23 protein-coding genes are annotated in these 24,430 nt (G+C 44.2%); 12 read left to right on the top strand and 11 right to left on the bottom strand.

Features of this window, described 5'->3' with window-relative positions; translation table 11 throughout:
* Positions 1–43: 43 nt before the first annotated feature.
* Positions 44–472, bottom strand: coding sequence for a pyrimidine dimer DNA glycosylase/endonuclease V (locus tag NTW12_08610; GenBank protein ID MCX5846404.1), 429 nt, complete (start codon positions 470–472; stop codon positions 44–46).
* A 655-nt stretch (positions 473–1,127) separates the two neighbouring features.
* Here NTW12_08610 and NTW12_08605 point away from each other — a divergent pair.
* Positions 1,128–2,078 (top strand): ACP S-malonyltransferase, encoded by a 951-nt coding sequence (locus NTW12_08605; protein ID MCX5846403.1) that lies wholly within the window; start codon positions 1,128–1,130, stop codon positions 2,076–2,078.
* Positions 2,079–2,161: 83 nt separating this feature from the next.
* On the top strand, positions 2,162–2,941 hold the full coding sequence (locus NTW12_08600) for a glutaminyl-peptide cyclotransferase (GenBank protein MCX5846402.1): 780 nt from the start codon (positions 2,162–2,164) through the stop codon (positions 2,939–2,941).
* Between the two features lie 9 nt (positions 2,942–2,950).
* Here the strand turns inward: NTW12_08600 and NTW12_08595 are convergent, their stop codons facing one another.
* The 8 genes from NTW12_08595 to NTW12_08560 all read right to left on the bottom strand — a co-directional run bounded on the left by NTW12_08595 (position 2,951) and on the right by NTW12_08560 (position 14,266).
* A complete protein-coding gene (locus NTW12_08595) occupies positions 2,951–3,637 on the bottom strand; it encodes a lysophospholipid acyltransferase family protein (GenBank protein ID MCX5846401.1) in 687 nt (228 codons plus the stop codon).
* 10 nt (positions 3,638–3,647) lie between these two features.
* Entirely contained in the window at positions 3,648–4,739 is a 1,092-nt protein-coding gene (locus NTW12_08590; GenBank protein MCX5846400.1) for a CehA/McbA family metallohydrolase, read from the bottom strand.
* A gap of 47 nt (positions 4,740–4,786) precedes the next feature.
* Positions 4,787–6,001, bottom strand: a complete 1,215-nt coding sequence (locus NTW12_08585; GenBank protein MCX5846399.1) for a SufD family Fe-S cluster assembly protein — start codon at positions 5,999–6,001, stop codon at positions 4,787–4,789.
* Positions 5,989–6,717 (bottom strand): ABC transporter ATP-binding protein, encoded by a 729-nt coding sequence (locus NTW12_08580; GenBank protein ID MCX5846398.1) that lies wholly within the window; start codon positions 6,715–6,717, stop codon positions 5,989–5,991. Before NTW12_08580 ends, NTW12_08585 begins: the two co-directional genes overlap by 13 nt.
* The gene (locus NTW12_08575) at positions 6,701–7,231 is read right to left on the bottom strand and encodes an endonuclease III domain-containing protein (protein ID MCX5846397.1); all 531 of its coding nucleotides are present in this window, start codon (positions 7,229–7,231) and stop codon (positions 6,701–6,703) included. The genes NTW12_08580 and NTW12_08575 overlap by 17 nt, the downstream gene beginning before the upstream one ends.
* A gap of 13 nt (positions 7,232–7,244) precedes the next feature.
* Complete coding sequence (locus tag NTW12_08570; GenBank protein MCX5846396.1) at positions 7,245–8,708, bottom strand: DegQ family serine endoprotease; 1,464 nt, start codon at positions 8,706–8,708, stop codon at positions 7,245–7,247.
* A gap of 144 nt (positions 8,709–8,852) precedes the next feature.
* Positions 8,853–13,130, bottom strand: a complete 4,278-nt coding sequence (locus NTW12_08565; protein MCX5846395.1) for an acyl-CoA dehydratase activase — start codon at positions 13,128–13,130, stop codon at positions 8,853–8,855.
* A 266-nt stretch (positions 13,131–13,396) separates the two neighbouring features.
* Positions 13,397–14,266 carry a fumarylacetoacetate hydrolase family protein gene (locus tag NTW12_08560; protein MCX5846394.1) on the bottom strand — a complete coding sequence of 290 codons (870 nt, stop codon included), beginning with the start codon at positions 14,264–14,266 and terminating at the stop codon, positions 13,397–13,399.
* Positions 14,267–14,633: 367 nt separating this feature from the next.
* Here NTW12_08560 and NTW12_08555 point away from each other — a divergent pair, with 367 nt between their 5' ends.
* From NTW12_08555 to NTW12_08525, 7 genes are all read left to right on the top strand, one after another.
* Positions 14,634–15,443: an ABC transporter permease gene (locus NTW12_08555; protein ID MCX5846393.1), complete on the top strand. Its 810-nt coding sequence runs from the start codon at positions 14,634–14,636 to the stop codon at positions 15,441–15,443.
* Positions 15,444–15,466: 23 nt separating this feature from the next.
* Entirely contained in the window at positions 15,467–15,910 is a 444-nt protein-coding gene (locus NTW12_08550) for a hypothetical protein (protein ID MCX5846392.1), read from the top strand.
* Complete coding sequence (locus NTW12_08545) at positions 15,894–16,805, top strand: MlaD family protein (protein MCX5846391.1); 912 nt, start codon at positions 15,894–15,896, stop codon at positions 16,803–16,805. Before NTW12_08550 ends, NTW12_08545 begins: the two co-directional genes overlap by 17 nt.
* Entirely contained in the window at positions 16,802–17,464 is a 663-nt protein-coding gene (locus tag NTW12_08540) for a hypothetical protein (GenBank protein MCX5846390.1), read from the top strand. The genes NTW12_08545 and NTW12_08540 overlap by 4 nt, the downstream gene beginning before the upstream one ends.
* A 119-nt stretch (positions 17,465–17,583) precedes the next feature.
* Positions 17,584–17,949 carry a transcription termination factor Rho gene (locus NTW12_08535; protein MCX5846389.1) on the top strand — a complete coding sequence of 122 codons (366 nt, stop codon included), beginning with the start codon at positions 17,584–17,586 and terminating at the stop codon, positions 17,947–17,949.
* Between the two features lie 17 nt (positions 17,950–17,966).
* Positions 17,967–18,458 carry a type II secretion system protein gene (locus tag NTW12_08530; protein MCX5846388.1) on the top strand — a complete coding sequence of 164 codons (492 nt, stop codon included), beginning with the start codon at positions 17,967–17,969 and terminating at the stop codon, positions 18,456–18,458.
* Positions 18,459–18,461: 3 nt separating this feature from the next.
* Complete coding sequence (locus tag NTW12_08525) at positions 18,462–19,088, top strand: methyl-accepting chemotaxis protein (protein ID MCX5846387.1); 627 nt, start codon at positions 18,462–18,464, stop codon at positions 19,086–19,088.
* 129 nt (positions 19,089–19,217) lie between these two features.
* Here the strand turns inward: NTW12_08525 and NTW12_08520 are convergent, their stop codons facing one another.
* The gene (locus NTW12_08520) at positions 19,218–19,679 is read right to left on the bottom strand and encodes a chemotaxis protein CheX (protein MCX5846386.1); all 462 of its coding nucleotides are present in this window, start codon (positions 19,677–19,679) and stop codon (positions 19,218–19,220) included.
* 434 nt (positions 19,680–20,113) lie between these two features.
* On the opposite strand from NTW12_08520, the gene NTW12_08515 reads away from it, so the two are divergent.
* Positions 20,114–21,727 (top strand): Na/Pi cotransporter family protein, encoded by a 1,614-nt coding sequence (locus tag NTW12_08515; GenBank protein MCX5846385.1) that lies wholly within the window; start codon positions 20,114–20,116, stop codon positions 21,725–21,727.
* A 57-nt stretch (positions 21,728–21,784) separates the two neighbouring features.
* Here the strand turns inward: NTW12_08515 and NTW12_08510 are convergent, their stop codons facing one another.
* Positions 21,785–22,465 (bottom strand): methyltransferase domain-containing protein, encoded by a 681-nt coding sequence (locus tag NTW12_08510; GenBank protein ID MCX5846384.1) that lies wholly within the window; start codon positions 22,463–22,465, stop codon positions 21,785–21,787.
* A gap of 249 nt (positions 22,466–22,714) precedes the next feature.
* Between NTW12_08510 and NTW12_08505 the strand changes: the two genes are divergently transcribed.
* Together NTW12_08505 and NTW12_08500 are read left to right on the top strand one after the other, a co-directional pair.
* Positions 22,715–23,638: a carbohydrate kinase family protein gene (locus tag NTW12_08505; protein ID MCX5846383.1), complete on the top strand. Its 924-nt coding sequence runs from the start codon at positions 22,715–22,717 to the stop codon at positions 23,636–23,638.
* Between the two features lie 188 nt (positions 23,639–23,826).
* Positions 23,827–24,264 carry an OsmC family protein gene (locus tag NTW12_08500; GenBank protein MCX5846382.1) on the top strand — a complete coding sequence of 146 codons (438 nt, stop codon included), beginning with the start codon at positions 23,827–23,829 and terminating at the stop codon, positions 24,262–24,264.
* Positions 24,265–24,430: the final 166 nt, after the last annotated feature.

Raw genomic sequence — 24,430 nt, 5'->3', positions numbered from 1 at the left:
ACTCATAAGGCGCCTCCATAGTTCAATTTGTGAAGTTATATTGTTATCTCTTCTCCCAGGATTCAATGCCACCCTCTACTACCCTGAAGATCGGGTGAGCTTCCGGTTTCAGAACGGCACAAATTTTCTGATATTGCGCCGGATCCCGCAACTTCAATTTCGTTTTTAAATGATTCAACTCATATTCAAGTTGACCCTCTGTTACCGGGATTTTTGAACACCGTTGCCCTGGACCAAGCTTATCCGAATCAAACCGGTATCCACGCTTGACAGCTTCTTTGTATACGTACCGGAGATAACATTCTATTGCGGCCAGCGGCTGCAAATGGACTTTAAACCTATCCAATTGAGGATGATTCTTATAGCCTATTGTCTGCTCTTGCAGAACTTTCCGGGCAAGCAAACCTTCCCGCCAAAGCGAGAGAAGGCCCTTAGCGTCAAGATAACCGGGATGTAAACTCCACAACCGCACTGACCATACCCCCATTATTCCCGAATATGTTTACGCGTTCTTCCCGGTTATACGAGCAATAACCACCTTGATTATCGCCGTTTTTGTTACGACGTCATCAGGAAAGGCATATTCCTTGTCGGAATATTGAGGCATCGGAATTTTCAAAGCCTTCAGTTTAGCTTCTTGGACCCGCAACTTTGTAACACTTTGAAAGAGTTGTCTGTTCATGATATGTCAATCAGAAAGTTAATATACGAATTTTTTGATTTATATTGATCCGCGAATGTTAAAATACTATTTTTTTAGAAAATTACAAGTATTTTCATAATATACGTCGTCATTGCTGCGTCCTTGCTCTATACTGGCGGGTAAAGTGATGATCATTTTCATTTCATTCATATTACGGACAGGCGGGACGCCTGTCCTCCCGTTGTTCTTTACCAGCAAGGCAAATGTTCACCATTGGGTAGATTGGGAATCCCGCCCGACACTATTTATAACAGAAAAAGACCCTTGCTATACAAAACGGAGACGTGTATTTATCGGGTTCGCTTTTGTTTGAATAGCCGAACAAATCCCCCAGCCCCCTTTACTAAAGTGGGGATAGCGGAGGTTGTTGTTATAGTTATGACAACACGTTTGAATAAACGAAATACAGGAGAATTTGTTCATTATGGAGAAGGATAAGATTGCTGTTGTATTTCCGGGTCAGGGGGCTCAGCGGCCCGGTATGGGGAAGGACTTCTATGAGAACGTTCCCGTCAGCCGTGAGGTGTACGAAGAGGCTTCGCAGGCGGCAGGATGGGACATTGCCGCTATGTGTTTCGGGGAGGATGAACGCCTCAACCTGACAGAGTTTACCCAGCCATGCATTCTTACTACTGAAGTTGCCATGCTCCGCAGTTTGCAAATGCTTTTCGGATTTTCGCCGGCTCTCTTCGGCGGTCACAGCCTCGGCGAATTTACGGCCCTGGTTGCTGCCGGCGCCCTTCCGTTATCCGAGGCTGTTCGAATTGTCCAGATTCGTGGCAGATTGATGCAGGAGGCCGTTCCGGTCGGTGTCGGGGCTATGGCTGCTGTTATTTCCGACAATGTGGATATGGAAATGGTTCACATAGCATTGAAGGATCTTCCCATTGACGTTGCGAATATAAATTCAGCCAATCAGGTGGTCATCAGCGGTGACGCCATGGCGATGTCCGTTGCAGAGTCACGGCTGCAGGAGGCGCTGGCAAAAGATAAACCTTTTCGATTTATACCGCTTAATGTGAGCGCACCGTTCCATAGTCGTTTTATGAGTACAATTGTCGAACCGTTCGGAGATACGCTGCGGGTGGTCGGTAAGGGAATAGATCACGAAAGGTCAATAACGGTGACCTCAAATTATCGGGGAGGATTTCATTCAGGCCTGTATGATGACCTTATTTACAATCTCGTGTCTCAGTTGAATAACTCCGTCCTGTGGGTGGATAATATGAAGAGTCTTGCTTCACAGACGGATACCATCTATGAGGTCGGCCCCGGTCGGCCTCTGCGTGATTTCTTTAAGTCAATGAATATTAGCTGTACATCGATTACTACTTTTTCGACGGCTGAAAGAACATTCGCAAAGAGCGGTTGGTAGCTTTGAGAAAATACTTCTTCATCATTATTGTTGCTTTGTTTCATGCATCAGGCGCACTTTCTCTTGTTTCCGAGGAGTCTCTTTTGTCGATCGGTCAAGCTTCTTGGGGAAACGCGTCTTCCCTTTATGCGGAGCCGAACCTTGCACCCATCGACACGACAGGAGCGACCATTCACGGTTTCCGTATAATAAATACCTATCCCCACGATCCCGAAGCCTTCACACAGGGACTTGTATTCCATAAGGGATACCTCTATGAAGGTACGGGGCGCCATGGACACTCGACCCTGCGCAAAGTTGAACTGAAGACGGGCGGGATTTTAAAGAGTCATCGTCTGCCGATAGAATACTTCGGTGAAGGAATCACCATATGGCAGAACAAGCTGATACAACTAACATGGCAATCGCATACCGGTTTTATTTATGACCTTCAATCGTTCCGCCTCCTGAGAACGTTTTCCTACCCGACGGAAGGCTGGGGAATCACCTGCGACGGCAACAACCTCATCATGAGTGATGGTACCGCTATCCTGCGCTTCCTTGATCCCCGGAAATTTACCATGGTGAAGCAGATCGAGGTCAAGGATCGCGGCAGACCCATACCTTACCTCAACGAGCTCGAATATATAAAAGGTGAAATCTTCGCCAATATCTGGGATACGGGATACATCGCCAGAATTTCACCGCAGACAGGGCGGGTGTTAGGATGGATCGATCTTCGGGGATTATATCGATTGGTCGATAATGGCAAAAGGGTCGATGTTCTCAACGGCATCGCGTATGACACAAAAAATAACCGTTTATTCGTAACAGGAAAGTTCTGGCCAAAATTATTTGAGATCCGTTTAGAAGCTCAGAAATAGATGGCATTTTTATAACAAAGGAGATCTCCATCCCTTCTCCGCATCATCTTTGTTCTGATCCTCCTTCATGTGCTGCTCAATCTGTTTCCGTGTGCTCTCAAATGCCTCCTCATCAATATCCTCCGGGACCACTATGGGATCATCCCAGCGCACAGTGATTGTACTGAAAGGTTTTGGTATCAGAGTGCGATCCCAGCTATTCAGCACCCATGCCCGGTCGACTGAAATATAGACCGGGAAAATCGGGACTCCGGATGATCGGGCCATTACAATCAAACCGGGCTTTATGACACCCCTGGGTCCGCTTGGGCCATCCAGAACATGGGCAGCTAAAGGGTGTTGGGCCAAGTCTGTGATCATACTACTCAGGGCTCCCTTTCCGCCACGAGAACTTGATCCCCGGACGGGTCGAAAGTTGAGACGGTTTGCCACCCTGGCAATTATTTCCCCGTCACGGCTCTGGCTGATCATAACGGAAGGCTTGTAACCGCCAAACCTTCCGGCATAGCTCAAGATCAGCATGATACGCTGATGCCAGATCGCGACTATCGCCTTTTTGCCGCCTTTGAGGTGATTAAAAATAATATCCTCATTAATGGTCCTGATTCTTACCAGAGAAAAGTATAAACGAATGAGATAATGAGCACATGGGATGAGGCCATATTTCAAAGCGAATCGTGACAGGTGTTTGATCATATGGTTCGTTTCAACCGCTTTTTACATAAATAGGATTCGAAAATATCCAGGGCAGGTATTTGCCAAAGACTTTTAGATAGGCTTCGACTCTGTAAACTCCCTGCTGGCGGATGTGGCACGTCAGGTTATGGGTAGTTTCTTCAATGAAAAGCATCCCGTCTTTGATGATGCGGACCTTCGCGGTCACGGGTAGCATGGTGGCAAGGCAAGCTTCTCCATCAAGCATAAAGTCATCACCCATAGTCGCGTTCCGTTTGTTATCTGTTAAAACAAAGGAGAAACCCTTGGCTTCCTGGTAATATTCTCCCGCTATATATACCCTTCCCTGTTTAAGGGCAGATAGTAATAATTCAATATCCCTTTTTTTATCTTTGGCAAAAGGTGTTTCCGTTATCACATGAGTTCTCAAAAATTTAAATGCCTTCGCGAAGGGAAAAACGGAAAAATTGAAACCCAACGCCTTTACTATGGAGTTATGATTGTCAAGTTCACCGATACCAACCACTTTAGAGCTCTGGTTCAATCGATCCCATCGCTGTAAGGTTTCTTCTTTTGGTCCTCTGAGGAAAAAGGCAGGGAAGAAATAACTGAAGAGGGCCCCGATGTATCCATTCAGGGTACTTTGCCAATCCGACATAAAGTCCCATATCCCAATCCCTGTGTAACCGGTTGCTGTCCAGTCTAACCAGGGGAAATGTTTCACGTGAAACATATTCGTTCCTTCATGGTCTGGGTGGGCGATGAAGCCGATCCCTCCCTGTGCCCGAACATGATCGATGTATATCTGGGGGTTAATATCCTGTTCGTCCTCCGGAAAAATCACGGGCGTATTGGTCTCGAAGGCAATGTAGTGGTTGAATCGGGGGGCAATTTCCTGTCCGACGATAAGCAGTGTATCGCCGTTCCAGCCCTCAAAGCCTTCTTCCCTCGCCCGCAGGTTGGAGTGATCGGTAAGCATGACAAAATCGAGGGAGTTTCTCCTTGCCGCTTCCAAAATATCCGGCATAGAAGTCCGACCGTCGAATGAGTAGGCTGAGTGGATGTGAATGACGCCCGTATAATCGTATAGGTAAGACATGGGAACCTGATTGATGACCGGCACAGCGTATCCCTATAACATAGAGTTTAGGGATGTTGCTTTAATAGTCTCTAGAAGACGCTGCTGCCGGTTTCGTAAACGATCCTTTCGATCTCGTCCTGAAGTTCTTTGGGAAGCCCTTCCATCTTGACGTTCAGGAATCCTCTCACGATCAGAGCTGTCGCCTCGTCTTCACTTAAGCCACGCGACATGAGATATTCTATTTCGTCCTGAGATATCTTGCCGACAGCGGCTTCATGGGACATTTCCACTCCGGCGACCCACCCGTCAAGCTCCGGGATCGCACGAATGCGGCCTTCTTCGGATAGGATAAGCCCGTTGCATTCGAGGTGGGCTTTCACATCCGCTACCTGCCCTATGAGGAGTCCTCTGGCTATAATGTTACCTCCCCTGGTAATAGCCCTCGATATAATTTCCGCCTTTGTCCCCGGCGCTTCGAGAGAGACACGCCCCCCTATATCCAGATCTGATCCCTTCGGGGCAACGAGGATTGTGTTGATTCTTGCAACCGCATTTCTCCCCTTTAATCTGACCGAGGGGTACATCTGCACGGATTTAGCCATTTTCATGCACACATAATTTGACATGAACGTCGCCCCCTCTTCTACCCAGACGGAGGTTCTCGGTCTTACAACAATCTCTTCACCCCAGGTATGGAGCATCGTAAATGTAACCGTTGCACCCTTTTTAATGTAGAATTCCGATACACCGACATGTAAACCCTTTTTTAGATGGGGCGCTGTTGTACATCCTGTGATGATATGAAGTTCCGAATCTTCCTCAGCGATAACCATGTTGTGTACGTTCTGGGCAATGCCCTCGCTACTGATGTAGAGGCAGGCCTGTACTGGGTACTCTGCCTTTATTCCCGCCCTGGCCCGAATGAAATAGCCGTCATGAAATGCGACTGCCGCCTGGGCGGTGTACTTGTCTGCATCAATATCAACGGCTTTCCACCAGTAGTCCGTTAGTCCGTAATATTTCTTCAGGGCATCATTCATGGAAAGCAGCTCAACTCCATCCTGGCGGATAGAGCATTGAACGGGAGAGTGATCCTTCATCACAAAGCTTCCCGTCCTTTCCCCATGTGATGTGAGGAACCCGACCCCCTCGATATGCTTTTTCTCTCCTTCGGAAAAGTTGGATAAGTCGGGATCATATTCATGAGAAACGGCCTCACTCCTGAAGCAGTCAAGATCAATATCAGGCCCATAGAGTGATTTCTTTTTCAGGGCAGTTCTCGCTTTTTCGTCTATCTTTGACATCTGGCGCACTCCTCGTAACCGCGGCTTTCAATGGTCTCAAACATCTCTCTGGGATTGCCCTCGCATGTAATCCTGCCGTTGAGCATGAGGTGGCCCTTGTCCGCCTCAAGGTAATTCAGGATAAGTCCCGTGTGGGTGATAACGAGGCCCGACTTAAAGCGCTGTCTCCTGAGATTTTTCTGAAGCAGCTTTTTAATGACCCTTCCGATGATTTTGATATTTTCCAGATCAACTCCCGATTCCGGTTCGTCCAGGAGGATCAGTTCCGGGTTCTGGACGATAAGCTGAAGGAGTTCGGATTTTTTTATTTCACCGCCGGAAAAACCGAGGTTGATATCCCGCTCCATGAATTCTGTAAAGTTCAGGCTGCCTGCGACCTGTTCAATGGTTTCTTCACTGTTATTGTTGAATGTCCTGATAAGATCATGCACCTTGAGCCCTCGTACGGTCGGGGGCCGCTGAAATGACATCCCTATACCCAGTTTTGCCCTTTCATTAATGGGAAGATGGGTAATATCCACACCTTTAAATGTTATCTTTCCACCCGTGATGCGGCACCCGGAAAATCCCATAATAGCCATCAACAGGGTTGTCTTTCCCGATCCGTTTTTTCCGAAAAGGACGTGGGTTTCTCCTTGGCCGATTGCCAGATTAACGTCCCTAAGTACTTCTTTTTCGGCAATTTCGACTGACAAATTCTCAATTGCGAGTAACATTCAAAAACCTCTCCGTATATGTGGTATCTCTTCGGATAATATCATGTCTCTGCAAAATCCTTCTTGTATATGCATCAACAACGAATATGGGCTTGTTTCCCGCGTAAAGCAATATACTGTCGGCAGTCTCCTCTCCAATACCCTTGACCGTAAGCAACTTTCCTCTCAGGCGCCAAAGGTCTTCCGCAAACATGCTGTCCAGGTTGCCATTATACACCTCATAGAGAAACCGTATAAATGACTTTAATCTCTGGGTCTTAATGTTGTAATATCCCGATGGTCGAATAAGATCAGCAAGTGTTTGGTCATCTGTTTTGAAAATCCCCTCGGGGTAAAGGATGCCTTTCGTTTTCAGTTTTGATATGGCACTTTCAACATTTCTCCATGCCGTATTCTGGGTGAGTATTGCTCCGACAATCACCTCAAAAGGGGAATCACCAGGCCACCAGTGGAGGTCACCGAAATGAGCATTCAGTGTTTCATATATCGCAAGCAGATAATGGCCCCTATACATACAGAACCATTCATTACTTGCGCAGACTTACAAAAAACGTTGCCTTGCCCCGCTTGATTAAGAGAAGAACGCTGTTTTTTGCACTTTTCTTCGATGTTTCCCTCAGGTATTCTTTCATGGATGAAATTTTCACGTTATTAACCTGCAGGATGATGTCCTGGGGCTGAATACCATTCTCATCGGCAGTGCTTCCGTCTTTAACATCAACAACAATTACACCTCTTCTGCTTGCAATTCCAAGATATCGGGCAATCTCAGGAGTGATATCCTGTATGACCATCCCAAAGTTTTGTGCAGTCTCTTCTGCCGATGCCACTTCCGGCTGGTCCCTTCTTTCTGTTACAACAATGCGAAAAGTCTTTTCCTGACCATCCCGCAGGGCTTTGATCTCAACCTTGTCCCCGACATGAAAAGAGGCGATCGTAAGCAACAACTCGTGGGTATCTTTTATTTTTTTGCCATTCACCTCGGTTATGAGATCCCCTGTCCTCAGACCGGCCTTGTCGGCTGGATCTCCCTTGAATACTTCGGATACCAATGCACCACCACTCTCTTTAAGTTTAAAACTCTTGGCTATATCGTCGGTGACATCCTGGACAGAAACGCCAAGCCAGGCACGGGTAACTTTCCCTTTTGATTTGAGGTCAGGCAGTACGGTTTTGGCCATATTAATCGGTATAGCAAACCCGATGCCCTGTCCCTGGGCTATAATTACCGCATTAATGCCTATCACTTTACCTTCCATATTAAAAAGAGGCCCCCCGCTATTCCCGGGATTGATGGAGGCGTCCGTTTGAATGAAATTATCATAGGGTCCAGCGCCTATCACCCTGCCCTTAGCGCTGATAATGCCCGCGGTTACCGTCTGTTCAAGGCCGAAGGGGTTTCCGATGGCAAGAACCCAGTCGCCGACACGCAATTTCTCGGAATCGCCTATTTCAGCAACAGGTAGACTTTCGCCCGGTTTAATTTTTATAAGAGCGAGGTCCGTTTTTGCATCCCTGCCAATGACCTTGGCTTCATACTCCTTTCCCGTTGAAAGTTTAACCAGTATCTTGTCGGCCTGCTCAACAACGTGATTGTTCGTGAAAATATAGCCGTCATGACTAATGATAAAACCGGAACCGAGACTCCTCTGTTTGAATTCTCTCTTGGGTATGTCGCCAAAAAATCTATCAAAGAAATCATCTCCCCAAAAGTATCGGTCAAAAGGCGATCTGGATTGTCCTCCACGGCCGGAGCGGATTGTTTTCGTTGTACTGATATTTACAACGGACGGTTTCAATTTCTCAGCCAGATCAGCAAACGATCCCGGTGAACGAGGATTATCCGCTGATGAAACCGCCGATACTGTCTGAACATCAGGTCCAACAGGAATAAAAGATGACCTCAATACCTCCACAAGAGAAACGATAAAAGACGCTATCAGAAAAGCCAGCAGAAACATGATAAAGGTTTTTCTGTTTTTACTTTCCATTTTTTTATTTATTAACCTCCTCTGCGTTCAAACACTTTAGGTGAGAACCTCAATTTAGTGAGGAATTAGCATATATATTTTCAAAATACCATTATTTTTCATTTACGGACACTCCATTGAAACTGATCGTCCGCAGGACCGAACTCAGTGAGTACTCTTCCTGTTTGAGTACATCATTTTTCTCTGTAACCTCAATGCTTGTAATATAAACACCTCCAATTTTGCCGTGATAATCTGCGGGAAAAGATTCCCGTCGCTTTCAATGGCCAGAAAGGGAAGCTCTGTGCCCATCTCTCTTGACAGGATGGCTTCCGACAGACGATTGGGCATACAACCGAAGGGGCCGATGGCTATAACTCCGCAATACTGGTAGAAAATCTCGGTTATTGCCGCCCCTACGGTCAATACAGCCTCACCGGTCAGTTCCGGATTGATCAAGTGCTGGATATTACTGATAAGATGATCGACATTCTCCAGCCGATATTGGAACAAATCTGACTGTACCATGATTTTCTTGTATGTTTTCTCATATCTTCTCATCCAGGTCGCTCTCAGAAAAAGGGAAACCCGTTTTTGGAAATTAGGCATATCCGCCGATAAACCCTTTTCGAAGCACCAGTCTGTGTAATAAATCCATTCCATCACACTGGAAACCTTGGTTGCAAATCCCTGCTGGGCCAGTTTCTCAACGAGGAATTGTCTTGAAATATCATCATGCCGGACAAATATCTCACCCGTAAGGAGAATAGTAGGAGTTTCATTCACATGCCTTTTTACAGGTATCTTCTGAAAGTTCTTTGCTACAGTCTTGAGGGTCTTTTGAAGGTCTCTAAAATTGGGCGAATGTTCAAAGACCTCAATGATTCTTTTCGATTCCTTATTATAAATCTCCAGGGCCAGATCTTTGTCCACAGCGTTTGTCAGAAGAATTGAATAAATATCCTGCATGATATCAGCTATAACCAGGCACGACCATAGTTTCAAGGTGAATTCGTTGCCGCCTAACTCGGTGTAACTATTTTCGGCTTGAGGGGAAAATACGGCGACGTCTTCTATCTCGTTTCGGGCAATAAGTTGACTGATAAAGGGAGAGTATTGGCCGAACCGGCAGGGACCGGATGCTGTCGGCATGAAGTAGACTAAAAGTTCGTCCGAATCACCCCTTTGTTTCAAATATTTCAGGAGACTGCCAACGGTAAGCAACAGCGGCAGGCATTCCTTACAGGTTGTGTTGCCCCTTCCGAGTTTGAGAACTTGATCATCTGCGGGTGGAAGTACCGATGCGCGGATACCTATCGATCTGAATACGGCAGAGGTTGCATCGTTCAGGAAACGCCCCATGGACGGAATAATGAGATGCGTCCGGGGGTGATGGAATGGGTAACCTCTCCCCTTTGAATCGATGAACTCCTGTTTCCTATAATCAAAATGCGCCGCTTTTGGTGAAGAATAATGTGTAACACGTCTATGTTGTTCCCGTTTTCCCAATTCTCGGTAATTTTTTATGATATCCATGAATGCCTCGATTCTCGTTTCCAGTCCCGCATCGGCCACGTGAGAATCCAATTCAAGGATTAAAAAAGGCTTTTTCCCCATAATAGTGCGGAAGTACCCTACAAGGAATGAATCAGGACCACAGGAGAAATTGGTAATATAGCAGCCAAAGAGTTGCGGGTGTTTTTCTATAAACGTTGCTCCTTTGAGAATCGACTGCCCTGTTGACCAGTACATATTATCATTGACCGGCTCTTTTTCTAACGGAAGAAAATCAAAGGGAATTACGGGCACGCCTCTGGATGCGAATTTATGAGGAATTCCCATATTCGCCTCTGGTACAAAGGCATTGTATGATCTTCCCAAGATAACCACAGCGGTACGATCAGGATCCTCTTCGAGCTCACGTAGAAAACGCAAACCCGCCTCTTTCATTTCTTTATGAATGCCTGTTTGAACTTTGACCGCTTCAGAGAATGCCTTGCGAGCCGCATTCTTCCGGCAGCCAAGCTTTCTTGCTGTGGATATAAAAGCATCTTCTGCCGCCTCATATCCTCCGGAAAAATCAATAACAGGCATTATGATTTTACCTTCTTCCTTCAGTTTTCCAAATATCTCCATATCCTTAAAGGCGCTTGACAGATAATAGGGTTCTCCTTGTGAGAGGGGGCAGGTTATGCCTTTTCTATCTCCGTTTTCCGCGTAATCGCCTTTTAACTGAGGCAGAAAAAGATAATCCGGTTTCTTCTTTAAGAGATTCTGAAGGTAGCCATGCGAAATTTCCGCGGGATAGCAGAAGGGCGCTCTCTGACGGTCAACACCTTCCTGTTCTGAAAGGTCTGAAATGAGGACGCGAAGACCAATCCGGGAAAAAAAGTGGTAATACAGCGGATAATACGTATTTACCAAAAAAGATTTATTAATCCCGATTGTTTTCGAAATTTCTTTAACTCCCAGTTCCTCCGGCTGAGGAATATACTTATTAAAGGTGAGATTATCGTGCATTTTGACAAGGTTCAGGTTTTCTGTATCAACGTGAATATTAAAGCGTTGATTATACCATCTGTTGCAAGCTCCGCCGAACGGATAAATTGTCCCTTCTATGACAATCCGCGCCACTTCACATTTACGGTCACACTTCTCTTTGCCCCCATTACAGATAAATGGTTCTCCGTATGCGATGGTCCTATCTCTTAATGTTTTAAGAGAAAAATCTTTTTCCCGGAGGAGATTTAGCTGTAACATGCCTTTTATTTCGAGTGCGACCCCAAAGGCACCCATCAGTCCCGATTCCGGCGGGACGACAATTCGCTTCCCTGTAAGGGCTGCCATTGCCACCGGCACCGCCTTGTTATAGCAGACGCCACCCTGCATAAATATGTTGTCGCCTACAGGTCTGTTTCCCTTGACCCGATTATCATAGTTCATGCATATAGAATATACGAGACCGGCTACAATATCTTCTCTCGTCATGCCTTCATGAGAGGCATTCTTAATATCACTGCTTATAAAAGCCGCACACTGGTCATTGAAATTTGGAGGATTCTGTCCCTGAATTGCTATACTGCCGATGTCCTCCATCTCAATCCCCATCGTCTCTTTTGCGGCTTCCTCCAGAAAAGATCCCGTACCTGCACTACAGGCGTCATTCATGGCATAGTCCGATGGTACGCCATTTTTAATATAGGTATATTTGGCGTCCTGGCCGCCAATCTCGAAGATCGTGTCTACAGTCTGATCAAAAAACAATGCCCCGGTAGCATGGGCGATAATTTCATTTATAATACCGCCTGTCATGGCATGCAACGCTGCTATCTGCCTGCCGGAGCCTGTTACACCCAATCCAACTATTTTTATTTCTTCTCCGAGTTCGCCCAACTGAGCATAAAGATCAGCGTAACATTCTCTTGACGCTTGAACAGGATTACCTTTTGTCCGCAGGTATACAGACGCTAAGACTTTATCGTCTTGCAGCCTGAGGATTACCGCCTTTGTTGTTGTTGACCCCACGTCGAGTCCGATCACACAACGGTCATTTTCCTGCGCGACCCCCCTCTCGGCCGTTTTGAAATCGACCATGCCGAGTGCGCTGTTCAACGGCGGCAGGATGGAAAAAGAATTCCCGCCTTTTTTGAAGAGCCTTTTCTTTTCCGGCAACTTAACCGTTTCGTGATCGAGCGCCCATAATGCAGATCCCAGGGCTTCGAAATAAGGGGCTTCTTCCGGAACAATCAAATTTTTTATCTCTTTTTGAAGATAGCTGACCATAACCGGATTTTGTGCGGTTCCCCCGATAATCATAATGTCATTCCTGGGAATTTGCTTGATAATTTCGATGATTTTACCGGCCATCATCTTGCAAAGCCCTGCGACAATTTTTCCTTTGTGAACCCCCTTATTTGTCGCATGAGTGCAATCACTTTTACAAAATACACTGCATCGACCCGAGACCTTATAAGGTCTTTCTTCGTCAGCATGATGAATTGCTTCGCTAACGGATATCCCTATTCGGTTGAGCTGCTGAACAAAAAATTCTCCCGTTCCCGATGCACATTTATTCCCGGTCTGAACCGAGCAAATTCTTCCATCTTTTCCCATGACATAAACCATGAAGGTTTCCCCTCCGGCACTAATGACAGCATCAAGGTTCTGCCCATTGCCGTTTAAATGAAAAAGCGCAGATTCGACCGCTTCCGGCTCTGAAATAGAGGAAAGATTTACGGCATGCCTGAATTTTCTTCCCGTTACAGCTATTCTGTCATAGCCGTCAACACCTAAATTTATTAGGGTTTCCAGGAGGGCTTCTCGCGGATTGCCATGGTGGGGCCTGACATTTATGGATGTCTTATGAATTTGACCGTCTTTATCTCTCGTAATACCGACTGCTGATAATGTTGACGCACCTATACAAATACCAAGACTTTTCAACTTCTTACCCTCAACTAGTTGTAGCGGTTAGCGTAACATTCATTCAACATCATCTCGACCGAAGGGAGATATCTTTTAATATTCTCTATTCATTACGTACGTCGCTGTGCCCCACAATACGCTCGGTGCTTCAGTTCACCGAAATGACTGCAGTGCAAGCGTATTAATGAAAGGATGCCCTTAGTCATACCATATCCTTATTTTGACTGTTAATATATACGCCGTTGTCTGTTTGTCAATAATGAGACGGTACTTTTACAGACCTGTTAATCACCTAAAACCAGCGGTTTTTGAACCCCTCTTCTTCCTAAATAAATAATGTTCTCTCTCTGCTCTTCTCTTTTGACAGGGTTCTTTAATTGACCAATTTTTTCTATGTCTATGGTAACACTATCACCGTCCTGAAGGAATACAGGGGGTTGTCGGGTAAAGCCGACACCCTCCGGTGTACCGGTCAAAATCACCGTACCAGGCAGCAATGTCATCGATCTTGAAAGGTCGCTGACAATTGAAGGGATATCGAAAATCATGTCGGAGGTATTAGAATCCTGGACGGTTCTACCATTTAATATCGTGCGGATACGGAGATTCTGGGGGTCAGGTATTTCCTCCCGCGTAACCAAATAGGGTCCCATAGGACAGAACGTATCAAAGCTCTTTCCCCTGGCCCATTGCTTTTTTTGTTTTTCAATCTGCCAGTCGCGGGCACTGACGTCATTGGCGCACGTGTAGCCTAAAATACAGTCCATTGCTTCGGAGGGAGGAACATTTTTGACCTTCCTGCCAATAATGATAGCGAGCTCTGCCTCATAATCGACATTTTCCGGCCCTGCTGTGGGAAGGAGAATAGGCGACATGTGCCCAATTACGCTTGTCGTTGCTTTAATAAAAACTACCGGTATTTCGGGATACGACACGTTTGTTTCGTCGGCATGTTTCCTGTAGTTGAGCCCAAGTGCCAGGATATTGCATGGAGAAACAGGTGGCAGGACAGAATGAATTGTTGCTGACTTCGACGTTACTTTAAACTTTCCAAAAATGTCTCCCCGAATGATCCTGGCTTGATCCTGGAGTTCCGGTTCATACAGTCCGCACAGGACTTGATTTTCCTTAGAAAGGAATCGAATAAGTTTCATAGTTTTTCTCCTGAAGCATATGTTTTTTCACCTCTTTTTCGAATTGCGACACAGTCTCTGCGCGGGAACGACAAATTGATCATTCTCCTGATTCGTGGTACCCCACGGTGCATGCGGGCTTAGTACCATATCTTTCCAAATAGGAATATATACAATATTTGCACTTCCACTTACAGTATGTTATCATTTATTGTTATTATAGTGAGAGTCTTGCAAAACTCAAACATTATCTTTGCCGACCCCGACGGAGATAATGTTCGTATTGCCCATTTTATGGGCGGATGAGAAGGGTTTGTAACGATTCATAGGATATTAATAACGGACACAATCTCCCGGAGTTAATCTGTCATATGAGTGGAAGCGTCCATTGTCAGGCAAGAAAGACATCCCTATGATTGATATTATTGAACGCATTGGCAAAACCAGCATGAATGCGACCGGATCATTCCGTGATACCCTTTCTTTTGCCTTCACGATCATTTTGAGGATGTTTAGTAAAAATTCATATAGCAGTGCTACACGGATGGTTCTCATTAACCAGATATATTTTACTTCTGTGCAGATTTTACCTTTATTTATTGGGATTTCAATAATACTTGGCTCTCTCCTTATTAGTATTGTTTTTCAAATCATAAAGACCCTGGGGCTTGCCGAATATTTGGGCCGAATTCTGATGGGTTTAGTCGTTACGGAGTTGTCGCCCTTCGTTACGGTGCTTTTAATTGCCCTTCGTTCCAGTTCTGCCATAAATGCCGAAATTGCCGTAATGAAAGTTAATAAAGAATTGAACACATTAGATAAATTCAATATTGACGTGATCGACTACCTTTTTTTACCGAGGGTCATAAATGGTGTTATATCTGTTGTTTTACTCAGTGCTCTTTTTTCCATCCTGACTTTGACGAGCGGCCTGATATTTTCAAAGCTCATGTTTGGAATGAGTTTGGATACCTATTCAAATGTTTTATTAAATTCGGCTAATTTTTATGATATAGTAATATCTCTCGTAAAATGTTGCGCCTTTGGCTTTTTTATTACATTAATCCCGATACGGTTCGGCTTGCACGCAACAAATGATCTGACCAGTATTCCTATAGCGGTTCTGAATGGTATGGTTGATGTCTTTATAGCTATTGTTCTTATTGAGGTGCTGTCATTAATTCTAAGCTTTATTTAAGTCTATTTGAAGACGAAGTCATATTGGATAAAGAGCTGAAAAACTTCGCTGCGAAAAACAAACAAAACCTGGGGCTGGTTTCTCTCGATGTCCCGCTTATCTCAAACCTGAATGTGTGGGTTAATATTGCACTGATCAAGCAGTATCACCAGAACTTACCCGATGACAAAGCAGAACTCCTGGTTCTTCAATATCTGCGAGGATACGGTCTGGAACATATTGCCAACAAGCGAACCTCCGCTCTAACCAATAAAGAGCGATTCTTTGCGATGCTTCTAAGGGCTGCAATGGTTATGGATTCCATTATTGTTATTGATAGACCTTTCAAGATCATACCGGATGTTCCGGATGACCGATTTATATATAATGCATTGAATATCATTTATGATTCATTTAAAGAATGCCACATATTTGATTATACATGGTTTAAAGACAGGTACAGGATGATCGATGTCGAAAAAGGTTGAAGTCAAAGTCGGATTATTTGTGGTAATCACATCGGTATTGATCATTGCGTCTGTACTATACCTGGCTTACAGCAAAGGTTTCTTTACAAGAGAATACATATATACACTCTCGTCAAAATCCGGTGAGGATCTGACCGAGGGGATGCCTGTCCTCTTTTCCGGTTATAAAATTGGAAGGGTAGAAACGTTAGAACTCAACGATCAGGGGATACTCCTTATAAAAATAAGGATACCGGAACAGCATTCAAAATGGATCAGGTCTAACAGCACTTTCAGCCTTTATAAACCCCTCATAGGTTCTTCCAGACTTATTATTGCCACGGAGAATTTGAACAGCCCGGCATTGTCGCCAAAGACTATCCCTGAGATTGTGATGGTCAATGACATCAATGAGACGATAAAAAAAGTCCAGCCTACCCTTGCAAAGGTGGATAAGGTAGTTACTAATATTGAAAGAATTACCGCAAATCTTGCTGATCCCCAGGGTAATGTTAACAAGATTTTGAGCCACTCGGAGAAACTTACAGGAAACCTGGCGAAAAAAGATACGATTATTGAGATGGCGACCGGAACCCCGGAAAGCGCTAAATCTGTCAATGAGTCCCTCAAAAAGATTAGAGATCTTCTTGCAAAAACTGATGATCAGGTTTACGGCAATGATGGCGCCCTTCCATTAGTCAGAAAAATTCTCAAGGATATTATTTTAAAGCTGGAAAAAATCAATACGGCCCTCGATAACGTAGTAAAAATCAGTGCGGATGCGTCCGATTCAACAAAGGATTTAAAATTATTGAGAACAGAGATCGATACTACAGTCAATTCAATCGGCAAGCTTGTCAATGATATTGATAAAATATTACCATCTAAAAAAGAACCGGAAATAAAACTCCCATGAAAAACATTGTTTATTTATTAACTTTCAGTATTTTATTGCTGGGCTGCGGTTCAAAACAAGTACCCGACTGGACAAAAGCTTCTTTTAATCAATTGGAAAATTACAAGAAAAATTATTTGAGTGGCAAAGAACAGAGTGCTGAGTTATATTTTAATAAAGCTATCGATGAGATCAAGAAGAGTGGGGACCTGGAAATTCTCGCAAGGGTCTACCTGACAAAATATGCTGCTCACGTCGCCGTCCTCGAGGATTTTGATGATGGAGAATACCTTAGGATCGATGCCATTCAACCGGTTTTGCAAAACAGGAATTTTTACAGTTTTTTGAAAGGTTCCTTTGATACGGTGGATGAAAAACTGCTCCCGCAGCAATATGATGGTTTCATGAGGGCATGCCGAAAGGGGAAAATTGAGGACATTTCAAATGAAATTTCAAGGATGGAAGACCCCCTGTCAAAACTGATTGCCATTGGTCTTCTTGTTCAAAAAAATACATATGATGAAGGAATTTTGAAAATTGCCATTGATACCGCTTCACACAATGGGTGGAAAAAGGCTCTTTTAGTCTATCTGGATAAACTCCAATCTTTTTACGAAATGAAAAAGGAAACCCAAAAGGCGGCCAATATAAAACAGAAAATCCAGCTCATAAAAAAATAGCCGCCTTATTAAAAAATGCAATCCCCTCCGGATGTTTTGAGGGTTGCGTTTTCACCTTAGCGGCAGCAGGAAGCAATGCAATACAAACCATTAGGATACCGAGATGCAGGAGGAGAACAATGGTAGAGGAGACGAAGAAAAAGGAACGGAAAGAAGAAAAATCGTTAGAAAAAATGACGGTCAAGGAACTCAGGGCAATAGCCATGGAAATGCCAAGATCATTTGCAGTTCATGACATGAAGAAGGATGAACTCATAGCTTTTATCAAAGAAGTAAGGGGCGTTAGGGATCAAGAACCCGTTAGGGCTGAGAAAAAGATTGTAAAGAAGATAAAATTGACTAAAAGTGAGATGAAAGGAAAGATTAAAAAGTTAAAGGAAGAAAAAAAAGAAGCCCAGGCAACAAATAAAAAGAAAAAAAGTGATTTTCTCCGTCGTCGTATAAGTCACTTAAAAAAACAAACCCGAAGATTCGCTACTGCCTGAAATAAATTGAATGTTTTTTGAATGAAATAATCATGCTCCTGAAAGATATTTATCCATCAAAAAATGGGCGTTTTACCCCCTATAGAATATCCGGCACACATGGATTCACGTTCATTGAATTACTTGTGGTTATTATTGTACTGGGTATTATAGCGTCCATTGCTGTTGGAACTTTCCAGTTTTATACAAAAAAAGCTTATAATATTACAATCATGCATGATTTAAATTCCTTCGTCAAAGCCCAGTATAATTACAACATTGATTATCAGAGGTATCTCGGCGCTACCGGTGATTTTATTGAAGCTGGCAATCCCCCTACCGGCACGTTAAGTATACCGGAATTCAAATTTAAACCATCGGAAGGAGTTAGAATCGAAATTATTTCCGGTGATGGTGCAAACCCGAATGACCCCGGCTCCCCGTTCAAAGCCCAAGCCAGTCATAAAAAATCAAAGGCAAAATGTATTTATGATTTTTCAACGAGTCAAACGATTGTGAAGGATGAATAAAAGATGGCACAGAAATATAAAAGGAAATGGACAAACTATATTGTTGATTGGGACCTTCAGTTCAGAATTATCAGTCAGAGCCTGATATATATGTTTTTTATTGTGCTCATTACGGTAGGTGTGATTCTGTCTCCTCTTATATACGATATGGTCTTCTCAACAAATTTGGATGTCCAATATCAATCCGCCCAGACCTTCCTCGTTTTAGTAAAACGATTGATCCCTGCTATTATTGTGGTATTGGTGTTGTTCACGGTGCATCAGATAATAATAACCCATAAAATCTGTGGACCTCTTGTTAATTTCTCTCATACCTTTAAAAGGCTCGCTGAAGGAGATTTAACACGAAAAATTTATCTCCGGCAGGGGGATTATTTAAAAAGGGAATGTGATAAAATCAATGACATGATCGATGGCTTGTCCGGTATCTTGAGGCGCCTCATAGAAGATCACAAAAAACTTATTCTGAAACTCGAAGATATTATGATGCGTGTTGAGGATATTGATACGAGAGAAAATATCCAATGCTCCCTGGAAATTCTCAACAATGAAGTGCATTATGTCGCGAATACCATGTCGGTTTTCAAGTTAGAAGAGGATACTCAATCACCCGGGACATCCTCTCAATAGGAAAAATAACCTCACCCGCATGAACTTCATGTCATTATTCTCTTTTTCGCTCTTGACCAATTCATGCTGCAGCACTTTGCCGACCATGGTTTTCGAATTCGTTAATTATCACCGGAATTCACATATAATTTATACTGCCAGGCAGATATCGACTACGAAAGGCTCTCCATCAATCTCAAACGGAATTATTATACTGGCCCCCCCCAGGACGTGCTTAATCTTATGGTTTCTCCCGGAAACGACTGTAGGAATAGCTGCTGTAATAGTGTAACCCTCCGCTTCAAGAAACTTTCTTGCATTACCTGAAATCATATTGGTAATTTCACCGACCGCATCCTCAATATCTTTATCAATTGCCTTGAGTTCTTCACCCAGCATATTGGAAACGATCTTTAAGATGCATTTCTCGCTAAAACTCACGGCCATCGATCCTTTTGCAGCTCCCGTCAACCCTATGATTCCAGAAATATCACCAACAGCTAAGTTGTCTTTTTTAAGATAAGGCTTTCCAGGCTTTGGATCGACAAAAGCCATTGTCTTCAAAACATTCACCGTTCCAGCCAGGAACGGATTGATAAATTTAATATCCATAATTTATTCCTTACAGGAAGTCATTGAGCGTATAGAGATTATTGTAAATATATACCGCCATTTAAACCAGGAAATACATAGAATGCCCTTATTTCAAGCTGCTATATACACTATTTTATAAGTTATTGCCTACGAGAATTACGGGAAAGAGCAAAAAGAATTTTCTGAGATCGAATGTTAAAATTATTTTATGGCAGGAATGTATTGACTTTACCGTTCAGCCTTTAGAATACATAGTTCGTCGACGTTAACGATTACTGAAATATTATTTCAATTTTTTTCTTTTATATTCCATTATAATGAAATAAGAGAATTTGTACTATTAAAGATTAAGAATCGTCATTATATATGGTAAAGAAAATCAACGGAGGGACCGAAGACCGGTACTTCAGGGAATTTATCGGCGCTTCCAGCCCTAAAAGAGAGAATGTGAGATGGTGAAAGGGATTCTGCTTTTTATTACCGGTGTATCCCTGTTTTTATACGGAATGATCCGATTAAGTACGGAGGTGCAGCAACGATTCAGCGATGTCCGGATCCGTGAGTACTTCCAGCTTGCCGTCAAAAATCCGATTTATGGATTGATCACCGGTATTGTAACTACCGTTCTCTTCCAGAGCAGTACGGCCACATCCGTTTTAACAGTAGGGATGGTCAGCGCCGGTTTGATGAGCTTTTATCGCTCTCTGGGGATCATCCTGGGAGCCGATATCGGGACAACTTTTACCGTTCAATTGGTGGTCTGGAAGATTACCGATGCAGCGCCGGTTTTCATCATGATCGGCGGAGTTTTGTGGTCTTCCGGGAAGGAGAAATGGAAGGCGTATGGTGAGGGGATCTTTTATTTCGGTTTGCTCTTTTTTGGTTTAAGCCTCGTGTCCGAGGCAGCAATACCTCTGAAAAACAGCCCGGCTTTTCTTCATTTTTCTCAGGAAACAAGACATCCGGTAACAGGTCTTTTAATTGGGCTTCTTTTTGCCTTTCTGGTCCACTCTTCCGCAATTCCCATCAGTATTCTGGTGATTATGGCCCAGCAGAACTTAATCGCCCTTGATAATGCCCTGCCCATTGTTTACGGCGCCAATATCGGAACCGCTGTAACGGCCCTCATGGCGGGCCTCGTGGCAAATGTCAATGGAAAGAGGTGCGCCCTTTCTCATTTTCTCTTTAAACTTTTTGGAGCGCTGATTTGCATTTTGGCGATGACGGTATTCATTGAGGTGTTGAAACTCTTTACAGCCGATGTACCCCAGCAGATCGCCTATGGACACCTCCTGTTTAATGTGGTGATCGCTGTTGTCTTTATTTTTCTGCTCAAACCCTTTTCCTATCTGATCGAATATCTCCTTCCCGGCAAGACGGATATCTTGCCGATCTGGCCGGAATTTCTCGATGAAAAGTGCTTACCAAAGGCAGAAGAAGCGCTGGAATGCGTACGGAAAGAACTGAGGAGAGAACTGGTGCTTGCCCAAAGTATGTTTTTGAAGACAATGGATCTGGTAAGGGAGTTCAAGGAGGGGATCAGAAAGGATATCCTCTATGTCGAACTGGTGGTCAATAATCTGAGGAAAGAAGTAGGCAGTTATCTGTGCAGGATTCCCAATGACCCTCTTTCAGCGGATTTGTCGAAGGCCTTTTTTTCCTATTCAGCCATGGTCGATGATATTGAAAGGATTGCCGATCACGCTGTCAATCTGGTCAACCTGATTCACCAGAAATATGATCGGAAAATTTCATTTTCAAAGTGGGGCCGTGAGGAACTGAATGAGATTGCGGCACTGGTTGCAGACAATATCAGCGACGCCATTTCTCTCATGGAGGAAGGTGAGGAGAAGAAAATAAGGAATATCACAGAGCGTGAGGCGATGGTTGATCAGAAGGTAAAAGAATCAAGAGAAAGACATCAGGAACGGTTCTGTAAGGGGGTCTGCCACGTCCAGGCGGGTCCTATTTTTATTGAAATGCTCATTAATCTGGAGAGAATTTCTGATCACTGCCAGAATATTGCAGACTATGTTGAAGATATGAAAAATTTTAATCATGGATAATCGTTTGGTGTTTGTGGAGGAGCATACGGGAGAAACTCAAAGAAATAAGTTTTATTCTTAAGGCTTGAACCATTGCACGGCAGCGAAAGCGCCTGTCATCCATCCCTTGATCCGGCCTTCGCGCTCGATTTCAATGGCTTTTTCCGGTTTATCTTCTTTCAGAAAATGGATAGCTGTTCTCACTACACCCTCCATAGGTGAAAGGGAACGCAAATCATCAGGGGATCTGAAAATCGCCTTACGGAATATGGAATCTCCTTTTTTTGCATTCTCCATTCTGCGCGCCGCCCAAAGACTGAGGCTGTTCAGGTTTGCCACAACAACGACCCCTCCTTTTTTAGTCACGCGAAATAATTCGGCCACAGCTCCTTTCGCATCCTCTATAAACTCAATTGCAGTAATCGAAAGGGTCTTGTCAAAGGAACCGTCTTGAAAGGGCAATTTTGATATATCACCCACTATTGGAGAGAAGGGATACCTTCCGGATTTTTCCCGTGCCCGCCGAAGCATCGGAAAAGATATATCGAGCCCCGCAACCTGTGATTCCGAAGAGAGGATATCATGGGTGAACACTCCCGTGCCGCAGCCCGCGTCCAGCACCATTTCGCCGGGAACCGGTTTCAAAAGGTCGAGAATCAGTTCGCTTTCATATTTTCTTACGAGGGAACCGATAGGGGTTGTGAACCATTGATCATACTTTTCAGGCCATTCGTCGAAAAGAGCAGTTTTTTTCGTCATGGATAAATAATTCCTCCCGCGTCGGGTAAAAAGATTAATGACATGATGGTGAATTGTTATCACTTTTTCCAAAGGTGGTCAATTTTGTTTAGTTTTTATGAAGATCCATGTCCTGTGAAACTGATGTTCCCAAATAGCCCTTGACATTCATAGGCATATTATTTACTTTTTCGACTAAACACGGCGCACACGACTGGTTACGTTGCGTCAATGAAGGTGATTTTGAACTCATTTAAGAGATCTATGAATATGAATATCATTGTTTCCGGGTCACTTGCATACGACAGGATTATGGATTTCCCGGGACACTTCTCGGATCATATCCTGCCCGATAAGATACATGTTTTGAACGTCTGCTTCCAGGTGAATGGCATGAGGGAGAAATTCGGCGGCACCGCAGGCAATATTGCCTACGCGCTCACCCTAATGGGTGAAAAGCCTATGATTTCGGCTACTATCGGCCATGATTATCATAGATACCTCGCATGGCTGGCAAAGAATGGGATTTCTACCGAAACCATCAAAATCATAGAAGAAGAATTCACTGCAAGCGCCTACATAACCACGGACCTTGCCGACAACCAGATCACCGGGTTCAACCCGGGCGCCATGAAACATTCTTCCTGTCTGGATTTCGACAAACTCAATCCTGAGGATACCATTGTCATCGTCTCCCCCGGTAATCTTGAGGACATGATAAATTACCCTCGCGCCTGTAAAGCCAGGGGAATAGACTACATTTTTGACCCCGGACAATCTCTGCCCGTGCTGGATGCAAAAGACCTGCTCGATGCCCTAGAGGGGTGCCGGATTCTGATCTCCAATGATTATGAACTCAATCTTATTATGAGCAAGACCGGGTTAAACAAAGAAGACTTGAAAAAACGGGCCAAGGCTATCATTGTCACCCTGGGTGAACAGGGGTCGCAGGTCTTCCTGCCGGACGGTGAAATAAGAATTCCTGTTGTTAAGCCAAAGAAGGTAGAGGACCCTACGGGCGCCGGCGATGCGTACAGAGGCGGGCTGATCAGCGGTATAGTCCGAGGCATGGACATCGAGCAGTGCGCGAGGAGGGGCAGCGTATGCGCTTCCTTTGCAGTAGAGTGTTACGGAACTCAGGAATACAGGTTCAGCCCCAATGAATTCGACGAAAGGCTGAACGGGCACTGCTGATAGGCGTCAGCTTTATTGAAAGCGTTCTGTATGAATTGAAGCTCCCCGCAGCAGGCTGCAGGGAATCTTCGATCCCTGCGGATTCAAGGGCAGTAATCGAAACAACATTGTCATAGAAAATTTTTTATCAAACTATCACTATCAGCACATCAAAGGGATAAAGGAAAATACTTTCAGGAGGAAATACGATGGCAAAAATGAAAACAGTAAGCATTGAGGCAAAGCTAGGTGACAAATTTAAAGTTGAAGTAAAAGCAGGGAATCATACTCTTTATGTTGATCAACCACAGGCAGGTGGGGGGACTGATGCGGGACCAAACCCCATTGAGTATCTTTTCGCATCTCTTGCAGGCTGCATTGGCACAGTGGCAAGAATCATCGCAAACCAGAAGAGAATCAACTTAAATGGCATGGACATGAAAATTGAAGGGGCATTTGACACGGAGATCATACTCGGCAAAAGCAAGGAAAACAGACCGGGACTTACAGGCATAAAAGTTACCTTAACTATCGACTCGGCGATGTCAAAGGAAGAAAAGGAAGCTTTTGTAGAAGAAATAGAGAGCAGGTGCCCGGTTTCAGATAATATTGCCAACACGACTCCTGTAAAAGTGGAACTCTTGTAATACTCTTTTGTCAGAAACATACTCAATTGAGTGGCTTTCCAGGCGGTTGGAGATTTCTTCAACCGCCCTTTTTTTCCAATTGCTTTCCTGTCAACCGTATCCGAGTTCAGCAAGCCTTTCCTCAGTAATTCCAAGAAAATGCGCGATTTCATGCACCACGGTAATC

Source organism: Deltaproteobacteria bacterium (assembly GCA_026388545.1).
Taxonomy (GTDB): Bacteria; Desulfobacterota; Syntrophia; order Syntrophales; family UBA2185; genus JAPLJS01.
This window is presented reverse-complemented; position numbering and strand designations above follow the sequence as displayed.

Coding starts and splice junctions, on each gene's coding strand:
- NTW12_08605 (MCX5846403.1), top strand. CDS start 1,128: ATGGAGAAGGATAAGATTGCTGTTGTATTTCCGGGTCAGGGGGCTCAG.
- NTW12_08595 (MCX5846401.1), bottom strand. CDS start 3,637: ATGATCAAACACCTGTCACGATTCGCTTTGAAATATGGCCTCATCCCA.
- NTW12_08585 (MCX5846399.1), bottom strand. CDS start 6,001: ATGTCAAAGATAGACGAAAAAGCGAGAACTGCCCTGAAAAAGAAATCA.
- NTW12_08580 (MCX5846398.1), bottom strand. CDS start 6,717: ATGTTACTCGCAATTGAGAATTTGTCAGTCGAAATTGCCGAAAAAGAA.
- NTW12_08575 (MCX5846397.1), bottom strand. CDS start 7,231: ATGTATAGGGGCCATTATCTGCTTGCGATATATGAAACACTGAATGCT.
- NTW12_08570 (MCX5846396.1), bottom strand. CDS start 8,708: ATGGAAAGTAAAAACAGAAAAACCTTTATCATGTTTCTGCTGGCTTTT.
- NTW12_08560 (MCX5846394.1), bottom strand. CDS start 14,266: ATGAAACTTATTCGATTCCTTTCTAAGGAAAATCAAGTCCTGTGCGGA.
- NTW12_08545 (MCX5846391.1), top strand. CDS start 15,894: ATGTCGAAAAAGGTTGAAGTCAAAGTCGGATTATTTGTGGTAATCACA.
- NTW12_08540 (MCX5846390.1), top strand. CDS start 16,802: ATGAAAAACATTGTTTATTTATTAACTTTCAGTATTTTATTGCTGGGC.
- NTW12_08535 (MCX5846389.1), top strand. CDS start 17,584: ATGGTAGAGGAGACGAAGAAAAAGGAACGGAAAGAAGAAAAATCGTTA.
- NTW12_08525 (MCX5846387.1), top strand. CDS start 18,462: ATGGCACAGAAATATAAAAGGAAATGGACAAACTATATTGTTGATTGG.
- NTW12_08520 (MCX5846386.1), bottom strand. CDS start 19,679: ATGGATATTAAATTTATCAATCCGTTCCTGGCTGGAACGGTGAATGTT.
- NTW12_08515 (MCX5846385.1), top strand. CDS start 20,114: ATGGTGAAAGGGATTCTGCTTTTTATTACCGGTGTATCCCTGTTTTTA.
- NTW12_08510 (MCX5846384.1), bottom strand. CDS start 22,465: ATGACGAAAAAAACTGCTCTTTTCGACGAATGGCCTGAAAAGTATGAT.
- NTW12_08505 (MCX5846383.1), top strand. CDS start 22,715: ATGAATATCATTGTTTCCGGGTCACTTGCATACGACAGGATTATGGAT.
- NTW12_08500 (MCX5846382.1), top strand. CDS start 23,827: ATGGCAAAAATGAAAACAGTAAGCATTGAGGCAAAGCTAGGTGACAAA.